The organism is Candidatus Hydrogenedentota bacterium, assembly GCA_019695095.1.
In the GTDB taxonomy this organism is placed as follows: domain Bacteria; phylum Hydrogenedentota; class Hydrogenedentia; order Hydrogenedentales; family SLHB01; genus JAIBAQ01.
This window is the reverse complement of the sequence record JAIBAQ010000021.1, coordinates 35,835-50,091: the sequence shown is the minus strand read 5'-3', so window position 1 is coordinate 50,091 and position 14,257 is coordinate 35,835. Positions and strand designations below refer to the sequence as shown.

Sequence of the window (14,257 nt, the reverse complement as noted above, 5' to 3'; positions counted from 1 at the left end):
GGTTTTTCTGTTCGTATCAGGAGGTCTAAGACGTGATGCGCGTTAATACAAGCAACCGATCGGTTCGCGCGGTGCGGTCCCTTCTTGTCGCGATGAGCGCGGTGTGTGCGTTGACGTTTGTGGGTTCTAGCGCCGCATATGCGCAAGCATCTTTTAAGGTATTCAAGGAATTCCCGCCCGATTCGGGACAGTACTTTCAACTGCCCGTGCTGTCAGACGAATCGGGCAATCCATATGTAACGGCTCAAGCGCCGAGATGGCTATTCTTCGAGCCGATTCCAAGTCCGGGCAAAACGATAAGTCAAGTCTTCTGGGATTTCGGTACTGACGCAGCCGCGGCGACCAACCCTACGCTCGGTACGACTTGGGCAGAAGTCTATTTTCTGAAGCCTGGCGACTACAAAGTCACAATGTCCATTGTCTATACCGATAGCAGTATCGAATCGATTACCAAAGAGGCGTACGTGAAGATCACGGAACAGCCTTCGGTGGACATCACCGTTACCGATATGATTCCGGACACAGCGTGCCTGTTGCCGCTGAACGATTGGGTACCGCTGTTTCGTGTCGCGATGAAGTCGTCCAACGAGGACGAGAACATCGGATTTCGTCTGATGCGTAGCCTTGCATGGGAAATTCGCGAGGACCAGACGGAACCGCCGGGCGGGCGGCCGTACGACGCGTTTGAGGGCCAATTAGCGCTCTCAGACCTGCTTGAGTTCAAGTGGGTGCGAGAGGGGACTCACGACGACCCCGAAGATCTGTGGGGCCGTTACACCGATGATGACACGGACACGCTGCATTACTTCGCGCCAGACGGGACGCCCCTGGACGGCAAGCCCGCGAACATTACCGTGACTTCGGATTACACGAACCATATCTTCCGATATGAATGGAATCTTTTTGGAACGCCGCCCGGCGCGGTCCCCGACTTCTGGATGTCCACGCATCAGTATACTGGTGGGACGGCGCCTGAAGATGGTTTGTATCGACCCGGTGGGGAAGCGTACATATTGCTAGTCCGCACAGCGGCCAGATGGCGGCATGCCCTGACATTGAGTTGCCGCGTCTACGGTGTCACTGCCGTGGTACGGGACACATGGCAATTTCCGCTAAAAGATGACGGAGGCCCCCTCGACAATTACGACCCTGCAGGCGACGGTGGGTACTTCAGTGAACTGATATGCGCTTCCTACGCATCATCGTTTGGTGTTTGGGACATCACGGGCGGCTACTTCAGCGACGTGACCATGGACGACTCGAATATGTGGAACTGGGTCAACCATGTCTACACGCCCATCGGCGAATACCGCCGTCCGCGTTTCGACGTAAGTGGCAGCGCGTTCGATTTTGTGGCCGGTGAATGCCTGGACCTGCGCAGGCTCATACCCACGGAACAATTCATTCCTTTGATCGGGATCAACATTCACGGACCGTCTACGGTTCGCGGGGTGGGCGCCATGACCGAGGTGAACGTAGTTCTTACGGATATCGGTGCCGATCCCAATGGCCCTCCCGGAAACGGAGGATTCAATCCGACACAGGGGCTAGAGGGTTTTACAGACACGGGCGTTAATAGTGCGCACAGCGCGTTCGGGCTGGACTATGCCTTCAACGGGCTGAGCGTCTATCACGATACGAACGGCAACGGAAAGTTCGATGTGCCAACACCTTCGTTCCCCGGTGTGACTTTCACCGACCATCCCATGTACACCGAGGGCAACAGGGTATTTGAGGATCCCGACGAAGTGAACCCTGGCTTGCCTCAATGGGAGTACATTCCGAATCCGCCGGGTGGAGGAGACCCGTGGTGGAAGATTAGGCTGCGCCTTTGGGGCGACAGAAGACGCGCGCCCGAGGAACTCCCAACGGGTTATCTTGAGCCTACTTCCGAAAGCAAGCATGAGATTGGCCAGTTCTCCGATACGAGCTCGTTCCAAAGCGACTACTTCGTTGTGGCGAGACCCGACAGCGGCTATGCCGACATTTCCGGCAACCCCGGCGATGGCATTGGATTGACCATGGGCGCGGATTTCCGCGCGTTTATCGAACCTCGCCGCTTCAACCCGAACTATCAGGATTCCAACGGGCTCGCGGGTCACGAGGACGGCGGTATCTATGCGACCCCCATGGTTCCCGAGGATTCACTGATCGGTGAGGGAGTCCTATTTGGCGCGAGCTGGCAGGACGACGCGCGTTGGTTGTCGGCGGAACCGTTCTGGCCGGAACGCACTCAGCAGTCGCGCAACACGAAGCCTGTCCGCTCGGGCGCTGAGTTCCATGACCTGGTTCTCAACTACGAGACGAACAATTTGTATGCGCGCGTGACGCAGTTGGCGTACGGCGAGTCAGATTCGGAACTGGCGACTGGTGGGGGCTTCCGCATGCTGGGGCTCGGTTCCCCGCGCGATATCTTCGGAAACGTGGATCCCGTTCTTACGAATTTTGACACGTGGCTCGATCCTTTTGGATTATCGAGCGCGCGCTTCCTCGACTATCACACCATCGGTGTTTATCGTACACGTTATTACAAGACTGTCAACGGTACGTTGGTGGACGATCAGCAGCTCGATTCGTTCCAGTATCCGTATGAAACAGTGCCTTTCTTCAGCAGCGACTGGGATCTGCCTCCCTACGGACCGCGCTCGTCGTTCTTCACGACGCCGCCCGCGCTGCCCACGCTGCCGCGGTACGTCACCTGGCCTGCGAGCTTGCTGCCGGATGAGTATCCGGAAGAGTTCAATTGGAGCCTGAACAACAGAAGGGCTCGCTACCTAAAACAGCACGTTGAAATACTGAGCCGGCCCGTGGCTATGCTTGGCGTAAATCTGTGCGGCGCCGACGATTCGGTCGTCAACCAGTTCGCGCGGATCAAGATGCAGCAGTTGACCGTAGCCTTCTGGGGCCCCAACTTCACGCCTTCGGATCTACAGACGCTCGATCCTCTGGGCATTAGCACAAGCTCTGGCGTGGCCCTTGTGGAAGACACGAATGGCGACGGCGTATTCGGCATCCAAGCCGCACCTGTTGATGAGTTGACGGTGGATTCCGTGGTCCCCTTGACCGGGCTGGCATGGAAGACCGCCGCCGAACCGATCGACTTGGACGGCGACGGAGTTGCAGACGACCTGAACGGCGATGGCGTCGTAACCTCGGCAGACAATGCCTGGGTGTTGCGGCTGCGGCCAACATCGCCTTGGCAATTGCCAGTAATCGACGCCGAAGGTGGTAACGTGGGCACGGCGACCAAGTCTCTCTCTTCAGAGACAGCCGTGAAGGCCGATAAGTCAGCCACTCAGAGCGAAGACAGTCTGCTTCGCCCGAGCGCCAGCGGAGACGGGTCCCTGGTATCCGCCGTTAATCCGACGCCTGCCGGCGATGGGTTCTGGAGCAAGAAGCCTCAGATGTACCAACTTAAGGAGGATGGGTCCGACCCGAATACGGTGACGACGAAAGCCATCGGTCCCTCGGGCAACGGCGGCGACGACCTTTTCGTTATTGTCCGTACGTCGGAAACCATCAAGCGCTTCGAGCAGTTCCGGATTCTTGTGCCGTCGACACTGCCTACGCGCACCACGGCATCCGATAAGCTGGCAGGGCTGCAACTGACACCTCAGATGCCCATCAGCACAGCCATCTACGAGAAGGCCCAGCCGGAAGAAGGTCCCGTGGCGAAGTATTGGGGCCCCGACCCCTTCGGTTTCGACATGCTCGAAGCGAATGTGGGCGTGAAGATCACAGGTCTCACGGGCACGGGCCAGACTATCGTCAAGAACAGCGCCGATACGGCCGTCCTCGGTGTCAGCATCAGCACGAACCGAGGCGATGCTGTCGGAACCGCGGCGCAAGGAGCCTTGGGCAACGGGGCATTGGGGACATTTTCTGTGCCTGGCGCCGCGTGGAGTTCCGGCGCCTTTACCGGGTACTTCCTGATAGACCGCAAGTTCGAGCAGTTCTTGATTACCGGAAACACCTCCAACACGCTGACGTTGGAAAGCGGCACGCCCCAGAACGGCCCGTACCGCATCGTAAGAGATCCAACGTTCCTTGAGCAGTTGATTGTCGAATTCTACGACGTAGGCAACGACGGAAAGTTTAATATCCTGGACGACTTGCTTCCGTTCAATAAAGATCCGAAGAAGAGCGGCGTAGCGATTTACCGCGACAACGACTACGACGGCGTGAACGGCGTGTTTGACAGCGCCGACATTCCCGTTGAGGTCGATTATGAGCCATTCTTGATCGGTCAAGCGGGTGAACCCAGCACGCAAGTCATGTTCGTGTTCTCGACGCCGGGAACGGACAACGTGCCCATGCCGCGCGTGTCGCAGACGCGGCATCGCCAATGGGTGCCCGACAGTTTCGGTTCCGGCACAAACGACCCCGCCACCGGCGACGATTTCTTCGTCGTGATACGCACCTCCGACGGGCTTGAAGCGGGCGACGACTTCAGTGTGGGTATCGTCTCGTGGGGTCCCAACACGCCCACCGAACCCGATCCCGATACGTTCCCGCCGCCTCCGGCTACGCGTGTCGGCGAGTTCGATGTGTTCAGCGAATTCCCGTGGGGAGCGCGGGCCGTCGGCCTGATCACGTTCTTCGAGGACGAGCAGTACTACAAGCAATATCCCGAAGTGGACAACAGCGGGTTTAATTGGGTGCGTTCAACGGTGAACAAGTCCGAGCAGACACGGACCGTGACCGCCGCAACGCAACAAGGGCAGGTTAACGACGTCATTATCACCGCGGTCGTGCCGAACCAGCTTCCCAAGACGATTTCCGCGGGCGGGTTGAACATCCAAATCACCGGCCAGAACTTTGGTACTGCGCCGACGGCGGCCATCGACGGCGTGAACTTGACGATTATTACTTCCAGTAGCACGTCCATCACGGCGACGATTCCGGGTGGCACGACCATGGATCCGGACGACAATTCAGTGGCTACGTTGCGCGTTACGAACACGTCAAACAGCAAGTTCGGTTTGTACGCCGCGTTTACCATCGGAGGTTCGGGAGGTACAGCGCCGTCCATCACCGGAGTCAATCCGTCTTCGGGTACCAGTTCCGTGTTCCCAGTGACCATCACGGGAAGCGGATTTATCGATCCCAAGGTGTACTTCGGCAGTACGCTGATGCCGGTTCAGTCGTATACGGCCAATCAGATTATCGTGGGATTCCCGGTGGGCGGCCTCCCGACGACGGGAGCACTCGACATAACGGTTCAAAACCAGCCTACGCTGCTGTCGACCACGCTGACCGACGGATTCACGTACGTGAATTCTCCGGGCGGCGGCGGTGGTGGATTCCAGGGCGGTGGTGGTTTGCCGGGCGGCGGTTGCTTTATCGCCACGGCTGCCTTCGGTACGCCGTTCAGCGAACATCTGGACGCGTTCCGGTGGTTCCGCGACGCCGTGTTGCTGAAATCGTCTGCCGGCACGGCCTTGGTTGACGCGTACTACACGGCCAGCCCGGCTATCGCCGACACGGTCGCGCAGTCGCCATTCTTGGCCTGGTTAGTCCGTCTGGTTCTGACTCCCGTTGCGTGGGCGATTGAGATGCCTTCGCTGCTATTGATGTTGACCCTTGGGTTTGTAATTGGCCGAGCCGTTCGGCGCAAGTTGCGCCGGGCGGCTTGCGCCTCCTGACCCATCCTTGTCATGATGGGACGATTCAGTTACGGCATGCGTGCGGCCTGGACCAAAAGCGAGAGAGAGGAAATGCGTACAGTGAGCAGCAACCCCCAGAGATTCTTTCGCCTGGCATTTTGCGTGATGGCGGCGATGATGCTGACGTCCCACGCATTCGCTTTCTATCCCTACGGCTTTTTTGACACTCTCAATGGAGGCGCTCTAACGTTCATCAAGTGGCCGCTCGACGTGCTTGACGTGAACGGCGACGGAGACGTGAGCGGCGACGACGAAGGCGTCGAGCTCAACTTCGAAACGGGCAACGGAGAAGACGGTTTCAGTTCCAGTGAAGTGGACAAAGTTTTTGCCGGATTCGAAGAGTGGGAGCAGGTTTCAACGGCCTACATGGCATTCTTTCGAGGACAGGATATTGTCGATCCTGTCGAGCTAACTGCCGACCTTACCCAGATCGATGCCTTTAATGTGGTGGTGTTTGAATCCACTCAAGACGCCGAAGATAACGGCAGTATAGTTGGCGGATCGATGGTCGCTACCCTGGTGACGAATACGTTTGAAGCGACGACCATAGTCATCGGGAATTCCACCGTCAACTATGATGCCGGCGAGATGATTGATGTCGACACAGTGGTTGCTCAAAAGGCCAGAGACACGGAAGCAACGAGCTTGGGTCCCATCATAAAGGGAGTTGGAGTTTTTGCCGGCGGAGAAGTGGCTGGCCTGAGATGGAGTCCTCTCAACAATTTTGACCCAACCGATTCTGCCCAGGCAGGCGTCAATATTGAAGACCGGGTCGTGGCGTTGCGGAATTTTGACGGATCGATTGGTTTACGCGGTGTGACGCCAACCATGTACAACGATTTCATGTACTACAAGGAAGAAAGCGGAGCTTTTACCGATTCACATCAAGACTTGGCACCCGATGATATTGCCGGAATCACCTTCATGTATCCACGCACCGACGTGGATATCTTCTTCAACTTAGACCAGCGCGTACGGACCCAAACACGTCAGAATCTACCGTCGCAACCGATTGCCGGCGCCTGGATTCGGGCGTGGTGCGATGCGGACAACAATTCGGGCACATCACGCGTCCCGTTTGTTGACACGTTCACCGGGTACTATGAGAACGCCGTGAATACCGATTTCCGAGGTCACTTCAGGCTGAAGGGTCTATTCAAGCAGTTGGAGACGATAAGCCAAACCACGTTCCAGCCCACATACACCATCTCTTCCAGTGAGTTTCTTCCGGATATCTTTGGCGGTGATGAGCGCGGGGTCTATGATGAGATTCATCGCGGTGCAGGGTTTGGTTTTGATTCGCAGTTTCCTGCGGAAGTCTTTCGTGAAGGTGAGAACGGCAATATATTCGGCCTAACAAATGTCAACCAGGGGACGCCTCTTCGGTATGACTTGAATGCCCGAAAGATCGTGAGTAATACGACCGGCAAGACGTTGGATGTCTTGTTGGCTTCCGGAAGGCCGATGTTCGGAGACGAAAATCAGACCTGCCCGCTCAACGTAGTGGTTTCGGGAATCAACGTCATTGAAGCGCCGAAAATGCTACGCGAATTCCGCGACCAGGTCCTGCTATCCAATGCGGTTGGCGCCGCCGTCATGGATGCGTACTACCGGGTTGCGCCGACGCTGGCGCAGTTCCTAACGCGCCACGATACGATATTGGCCCTGACAAGAATGCTAATGAAAGGGCTTGAGTGGGTAGTCGTACACGCAGAATGGCTCAGTGTTGCCATGGCGGGACTTTTGGCATCGATGGTTGCACGAGGACGCAGATTGCGCCGTTCCGCTGCGGTCCTTCCCCTGTTGCTGTTTGCCCTTGCACCCTTGGCGAACGCACAACTCGTACCGTACGAGGATGTCTCCGACATCGTAGCGGCTTCAGACAACATAGTTGAAGGTACGGTCGAGTCGACAAATACGTTTGCAACCGACGACGGTCTCCAGATATACACGGATGTAATCGTAAAGGTGACGGATACAGCCAAGGGAAAACTCAATAAGAACGGTTCGATTCACTTACGTCTTCCTACGGGCAGAGTTGGTGCAATTGGCCGCTCATCGCAGGAACTGCCCGAGTTCAAGCAAGGTGAAGACGTATTCCTGTTTCTTAAGGATGATCGCGTCTACGACAACGTGTGTATTGGCGGAAAGGTCGGCAAGTTCGCCGTGAAAACCGACGCCGAAACCGGCGAGAAGTACGTGACTCCCACAGTTCTTCCCGCGTACAACCGCCTTGTCAAAGAATCGGCCAAAATGGAAAAGCACGGCCTGAAACTAAAGACCGTCGGCGCGGACGGTAAGACCAAAGACGCCTCTTCCCCGCAGGATGGCCGCCTTTTAGTAGATCTGGAGAACTTCAAGTCGTATATCCGTACAGTCGATAAAGAGCAGAAGAAGCAAGAATAGAAGCTATCTTCCTCAACACACGCATCATCAAGTCCCCGGAGGTGACCGCTTCCGGGGATTCTCGTTAAACGCTGGTTGCATCCGAGTATTGGGCCTGGCACGCGCTTTAAGGCAGGGAACAACCGACGACAGGGTGGGTTCAACCTCAGAGACCAAACTCTACCGTATATGGTATGTAAGCCCAGTTGTGCAGCCGCAACCTGTGGGCGCCGTCACGGCCCAGTTGAGAAGAAATCCTAGGATCTCCCTGCACCTGGACGGTTGCCGCAGGTCTAGCGGGAACGTGGGAGAGAGCATTCTGCGCCGACGCAGCATGTTCACGCGTGCGACGTTGAGACTATGCCAATCACGACCACGCTCTGGTACGAGACGGCTTCGCGCACGCTCGTGAAAACACCAATTGGAAGCCTCAGCGTGGTCAAAAGCCAGAACGTTTCATCGCGAAAATTGCAGACGTTGCTTTACTTCGATTTCGAGGCTCAGGTAGACTCTTTTCTCAGCTACGGACTCGGTTCCAGGTCATTTCTGTGAGTGTCGTCAAACCGGCTAGCGTCAACCATGCCGCCTTGGGGGGCGTTAGTCAATTAGGTCGGAACGTGTTGGAATCGCACAACTTGAGCCCGCGTTGCAGACACCAAGGTGTCGACAGGGGAATATGTGAGATCCGACTCGCAGGTTGGCCAAAGCAGAGACGAAAGACTCTCTTCAGTGACCGGATCAAGCCAATGGTGTCATATCATAATATCCAACCGCGCGGCTTCGCGATGTCGCGAAAGCTGTTGCATAGCTTCGGTTGTTGGTAGGGGCCAGTGATGGTCAAAGGTTTGCTCATACGGCAACTCTTCATGGCAGTCGACCTGTCATTGGCGTTGCTTGTTGCATTTGTGATCTACATGGTCAGCGCGAAGATGCTCGACACGAGCGCTATCGCGAAAACTCCCGTTGAAAGCGCTCCTGCGGCGACGACACCGCTCGAGTTCCGGCGTGTTGCGGAACGTACCACCTACGACGCGATCGTAAACGGTGGTCTATTCGGGGCTGCGGGGAGTACGGGAAAGCCTGCGGACGCAGAGCTACCCGCCAACAATGTGGTCGTTCCAACTTCGGCCTCGCTCAAGCTATACGGAACGGCCGCCTCCACACCTACCGACCCGCTCGGAACCGCCGTGATCGAAAACGCAGCCGCCAAAACGTTGGTCAAAGTACAGACCTACTATCTGGGACAAGCCGTGACCGACGAACTTACGCTGCTCGAAGTTCACCCGAGGAGGGTCATTCTGCTGAATAAGGCAAAGAATCAGCGAGAAGAACTTGCGATGGCAGATACCTTCATGACAGCGCAAACCTTGCCGAACACAGGAAAGCCCGGTCTTCCCGCCGGAGGGGCCGCGGCGATGGCTCCCGCGCATCCCGTGATTCAACGCCAAGAAGTCGCCAAAGTGCTTTCGACTTCTTACCAGGATTTGGCGTCGCAGTTGAATCCACGCTTTCAGACGGACGACCAGGGCAACGTCCTCGGGATCACCTCCGACAGCATGAGCAGCATACCGTTGCTTGAGCAAGCGGGTCTCAGAGACGGCGATGTTGTCGAGAGCGTCAATGGCACGAAGATACGAAGCGAACAAGACCTTGCGGAAATATTCAACAAGTACTCGAATTCGAAAACCATTCGTCTGGGCATAGTACGCGGTGGAGCGGCTCAAATGCTTACCGTCGGATTGGAGTAGCGGAAACCACAATGGAATCAACAACTATGCGGATGGGGAATCAGGCCAAGACCGTGGCAAACTGGGTAACGGCGGCCATGCTTACAGCAGGACTCCTGTGCTTCAACGGACAGGCCAGCGCCCAATCGGAGGAGCCCCAGCGACTTCCTCGGCGAGACCGTGTCCAGTTGGTGCAGGTGCAGCCCGAGGATGGGGCGGCACACGCGGCAGATGCCGAGCAGCCGCCCGCCGATCCGCAGCAAGACGGCGCAGCCAACCTTGACCAAGGCGCTGTCGATCCCAACGCGATTGAGCAAGGCGCTACCGCCCATGAGGCGGAAACCGTCGAGTCCGAACCTCCCGCGGAGACGCCGCCGCCCGCGCCGCCTGCACCTCCAGCAGGTGGAGCCCCGCAGGTGCGCGCTCCTCGTCGTGGACTGCCGGTTCCTTCAGCCCGCGGTCCGCAGGGTGCGCCTCCTCCGAGCATGGCTTCTCAGCCGCTCGCTCCCGGCGAACTCCCTGTGAACGAATCCCGTCCCAAGAACGGCGGCGTGCCCACGGAACCCGTCAAATTCGACTTCGACAACGCCGACTTGAGCAACGTCATTCAGTCATTGGGGCCGATGACGGGCAAGAACTTCGACATCGATCCCACTGTGGCTACGCAGAAGGTCACCATCATCACACATACGCCCATTCCACCGGACATGGTGTATGAAGTGCTTGAATCCGTCCTGGCCACCCGTGGCCTTCAGATGGTGCCATCCGCGGGCGGCAACCTGATACGCATACGGCCCGTCGGTGAAGATCCGGAGCAGTCGCCGCTCAAAACGGGCGCGGATCAATCCGTTGAAGGCTACGATTCGTACTCGACGCACATCATCAAGGTGGAACATGCGGACGCCGCAGAATTGGCGACGGTTCTGAAGGTGTTGGGTTCGAAGCAGGCACAAGTCGATGCCTACGGCAAGACCAACACCCTTATTCTCTATGACAACGCCGCGGGCATCCGGAAGATGCTCGAATTCCTTAAGGAAGTCGATATCCCTGGCTACGACGAGGTCGTCGAGTTCTTCACCTTGGAATTCACCCGCGCTGAAGTAATCGCGCAACAGATTCAACAGGTGCTCATGGGCGACCAAGGGGGAGGAGTCGCCGGCGCGCCTGGTGCGCAAAACCCAGTCATCCGCCAGCCCGCAGCGGCAATTCAGCGTCCCCCAACGCGTGGCGCTGTGCCAGGGCAACGTCAACAGACTATCGTTGGCTCAGAGCCCCTCACGTTGCGCATTGTGCCCGATGAACGCTTGAACGCGCTCGTAGTCGTGGCTTCACAGCCCTTGATGGTGCAAGTCCGCGATCTGATTGATCGCCTTGACTCGCCGACGCCCAGCGAGTCCAACACCATGCACGTTCGTCAGCTACTTCACGCCGACGCCGAAGACGTCGAGGCGGCCCTGGCTCCGCTCACCGGAAACACGCCGCGCCAAAGCAGCAGAAGTACCTCCTCCGGCCAGCAAGGCGGCGGGGGCGGCGGCGCCATACCCATGCAGGCGCCTTCCGGTGGCGGTGTTGGCGCAGGCGGCTTGGGCGACATTCAACCCTTTGAGAAGCGGGTCACGATAACGCGCTATGACCAAACCAACTCGTTGCTTATCATCGCTTCGCCGCAAGACTACAAAGTCATCGACTCCCTGATTGCGCAGCTCGATTTGCCCTCTCGCCAGGTGCACGTCGAGGCCATCATCATGGAAGTCGGAATCACGGACCGCTACCAATTGGCGGTAGAAAGCGCCGGCCTTACCGCCAACGACTACTTCGCACTGAACAACGTCGTCAACCTTGCGAACGTGCTTACGCAGGGGCCGTTGTCCCTGACCGGTTCGTCCGATTCGAGCCTGTTCAACTTCGGTCTCATCGACGGCACTACAACCATCCGCACGACGGATAGCGCGGGAGTAACCACGGAACAGGTGGTTCCGAACGTGCCGTTGCTTATGACAGCGCTCGAATCGCTCACGGCGCTTGATGTGCTTTCGCGTCCGAGCCTGACCACGGTCGACAACCAGGAAGCGAAGATCACCGTTGGTCAAAAGGTGCCATTTATTCGCGGGTCCCAGCAGTCACTGGGCGGTAACATTGGCGGCGTGGGTAGCGTATACAACAGCGTAGACCGCGAAGAGGTCGGTATTAAGCTCACGGTAACGCCTCAAATCAGCGAAGGCGACTACGTCAACATGAAGCTGGAGGTGGAAGTCTCCTCCACGATTGCCAGCGATGTGGGCCTGGACCCGAACCTTGTAGGTCCAACGCTATCGCTGTCCAATGTGAAAAACGAAGTGGTCATTAAAGACAGCTCCACGGGAATTGTGGGCGGTTTGATCAGCGAAACCACAGACCGCAACCGGAGGCAGACGCCCATGCTGGGCGACGTGCCCGGTTTGGGATGGCTGTTCCGGCGCAAAGACGATGCGCGCCGCAAGCGCAATCTCGTGGTCCTGGTAACGCCGCACATTGTGAAAGACGGTATCGATTACGACCGCTTTACCGAATCCCAGATGGATGAAATGCACAAGGCCAATCTGGACGTGTTTTTCGATAAGGGATTGATCAAGAAGATCGACCGCAAGCGATACATGCGCAATGAATACCGGCCCACGGATGCCGTTGTTCAAGAACTGAAGAGCAAAGACGGCTTTGAGCGCGGCGACGCGCCCAGCAAGTAGAGGTATCGACGTGCCTGCTACGCAACGAGCGCTATTGCTCGGCGAGATCCTGTTGGAATTGGGTCATGTCCATCAGGAGCAAGTTGCCGAGGCGCTCGAACTGCAGAAGATCCGGCCCAAACGTATCGGCGAAATCCTCATGGATCTCGGGTACGTGGAGGAGGACCACGTTCTCGAAGCGCTCAGCCGGCAATTTGCCATTCCCTTCGAGCGCGATATCAAGGGTCAGCTCGATAGTTCGCTCTCGACCAAGGCCCCCATCAACTTCATTCGTGAATACCGCATGGTGCCCTTCCGAAAGAACGGCACGGCTTTCTACGTCGCACTGAACGACCCCGTGAACCTGTTGCCGCTCGACGATCTGCGGCTGCTACTAGGCGGCCCCGTGCTTCCCGTGTTGTGCCGCGACGAAGAGATCCAAGCGGTAATTGACGGCTACTTCGATCAGCAGGGCGAGAATGCGCGCGACATGATCGATACCATCGTCCTATCGGGAAACGAAGACGAAGGCGAGGTCGCGACGTTGGATGCGCTCGATTCCGAACGCGACCTGCTCGATCTGGCCAACGAAGCGCCCGTCATCAAGCTCATCAATCTGTTGATTTCCGGCGCCGTGAAAGAACGCGCTTCGGATATCCACGTAGAGCCATTTGAACGCGACGTGCGCGTCAGGTACCGCATCGACGGTGTGCTCTACGAGAAGCTAACGGTGCCCAAGTCGCAGCAGGCGGCCATTACATCGCGCATCAAGATCATGGCGAATCTCAACATCGCCGAACACCGCCTCCCGCAAGACGGACGCATCAAGATTCGTCTGAGCGGCAAAGAAATCGATATCCGTGTGTCCGTGATCCCCGTTGCCTACGGCGAACGCGTTGTGATGCGTATCCTGGAAAAGGGAAACTTCCTGTTCAGTCTCGAACAACTCGGTATGGATCCGCACGACTACGGCCTGTTCGACAAGTTGATTCAAAGTTCGCACGGTATCCTGCTTGTCACGGGACCCACCGGTTCCGGAAAGTCCACCACGCTGTACGCAGCCATTCAGCGCGTGAATTCTTCCGACAAGAACATCATCACCGTCGAAGACCCTATTGAATATCAGATGGCCGGTATTGGTCAGATTCAAGTACGTCCGAAGATTGGCCTGACCTTTGCCGCCGGACTGCGCAGCATCCTGCGCCAAGACCCTGACGTCATACTTATCGGAGAAATCCGCGACCTCGAAACGGCCGACATGGCGATTCAGGCTTCGTTGACAGGTCACTTGGTGTTCTCCACGCTGCACACGAACGACAGCGCCGGCGCCGTCACGCGTCTTGTGAACATGGGCATCGAACCGTTCCTGGTCAGTTCGTCCACCATTGCGATCATGGCGCAGCGCCTGGTGCGCAATATCTGCAAACACTGCAAAGAGCCGTACGAACCCGAACTGGAGAGCCTCCTTGAGCTCGGCATCCCGCGCGATACCGCAAAGGGCCGCGTGGCCTACCGGGGTAAGGGCTGCGAGAAGTGCCAAGGCCGCGGCTACTACGGACGAACGGGAATCTTTGAACTCCTGGTGATGACACCGCAAATCCAAGACCTCACCGTGCGCGGAGCCGACTCGAACGTCATCAAGCGCGAAGCCAAAAAGGAAGGCATGCGCACGCTTCGCGAAGACGGCGCGGCCAAGGTTTTCCAGGGTGTGTCAACCATCGAGGAGGTCTTGCGCGTTACGCGTGATGACATCCTTCTCGAGGTGACGGACTAGTCT

The 14,257-nt window shown here is 57.4% G+C and carries 5 protein-coding genes; all 5 read left to right on the top strand.

Going from position 1 to position 14,257, the window contains the following annotated elements; translation table 11 throughout:
• Positions 1-32 precede the first annotated feature (32 nt).
• The 5 genes from K1Y02_05905 to gspE all read left to right on the top strand — a co-directional run bounded on the left by K1Y02_05905 (position 33) and on the right by gspE (position 14,254).
• Positions 33-5,645, top strand: a complete 5,613-nt coding sequence (locus K1Y02_05905; protein ID MBX7255875.1) for an IPT/TIG domain-containing protein — start codon at positions 33-35, stop codon at positions 5,643-5,645.
• A gap of 81 nt (positions 5,646-5,726) precedes the next feature.
• Positions 5,727-8,072: a hypothetical protein gene (locus K1Y02_05900; GenBank protein MBX7255874.1), complete on the top strand. Its 2,346-nt coding sequence runs from the start codon at positions 5,727-5,729 to the stop codon at positions 8,070-8,072.
• Between the two features lie 812 nt (positions 8,073-8,884).
• The gene (locus tag K1Y02_05895; protein MBX7255873.1) at positions 8,885-9,799 is read left to right on the top strand and encodes a PDZ domain-containing protein; all 915 of its coding nucleotides are present in this window, start codon (positions 8,885-8,887) and stop codon (positions 9,797-9,799) included.
• A gap of 11 nt (positions 9,800-9,810) precedes the next feature.
• Complete coding sequence (gspD, locus tag K1Y02_05890) at positions 9,811-12,501, top strand: type II secretion system secretin GspD (protein ID MBX7255872.1); 2,691 nt, start codon at positions 9,811-9,813, stop codon at positions 12,499-12,501.
• Between the two features lie 34 nt (positions 12,502-12,535).
• Positions 12,536-14,254, top strand: a complete 1,719-nt coding sequence (gene gspE / locus K1Y02_05885) for a type II secretion system ATPase GspE (protein MBX7255871.1) — start codon at positions 12,536-12,538, stop codon at positions 14,252-14,254.
• Positions 14,255-14,257: the final 3 nt, after the last annotated feature.

Excerpts from the sequence above, each read along its gene's own strand:
- gspD (MBX7255872.1), top strand. The coding sequence starts at position 9,811 with ATGGAATCAACAACTATGCGGATGGGGAATCAGGCCAAGACCGTGGCA.
- K1Y02_05895 (MBX7255873.1), top strand. The coding sequence starts at position 8,885 with ATGGTCAAAGGTTTGCTCATACGGCAACTCTTCATGGCAGTCGACCTG.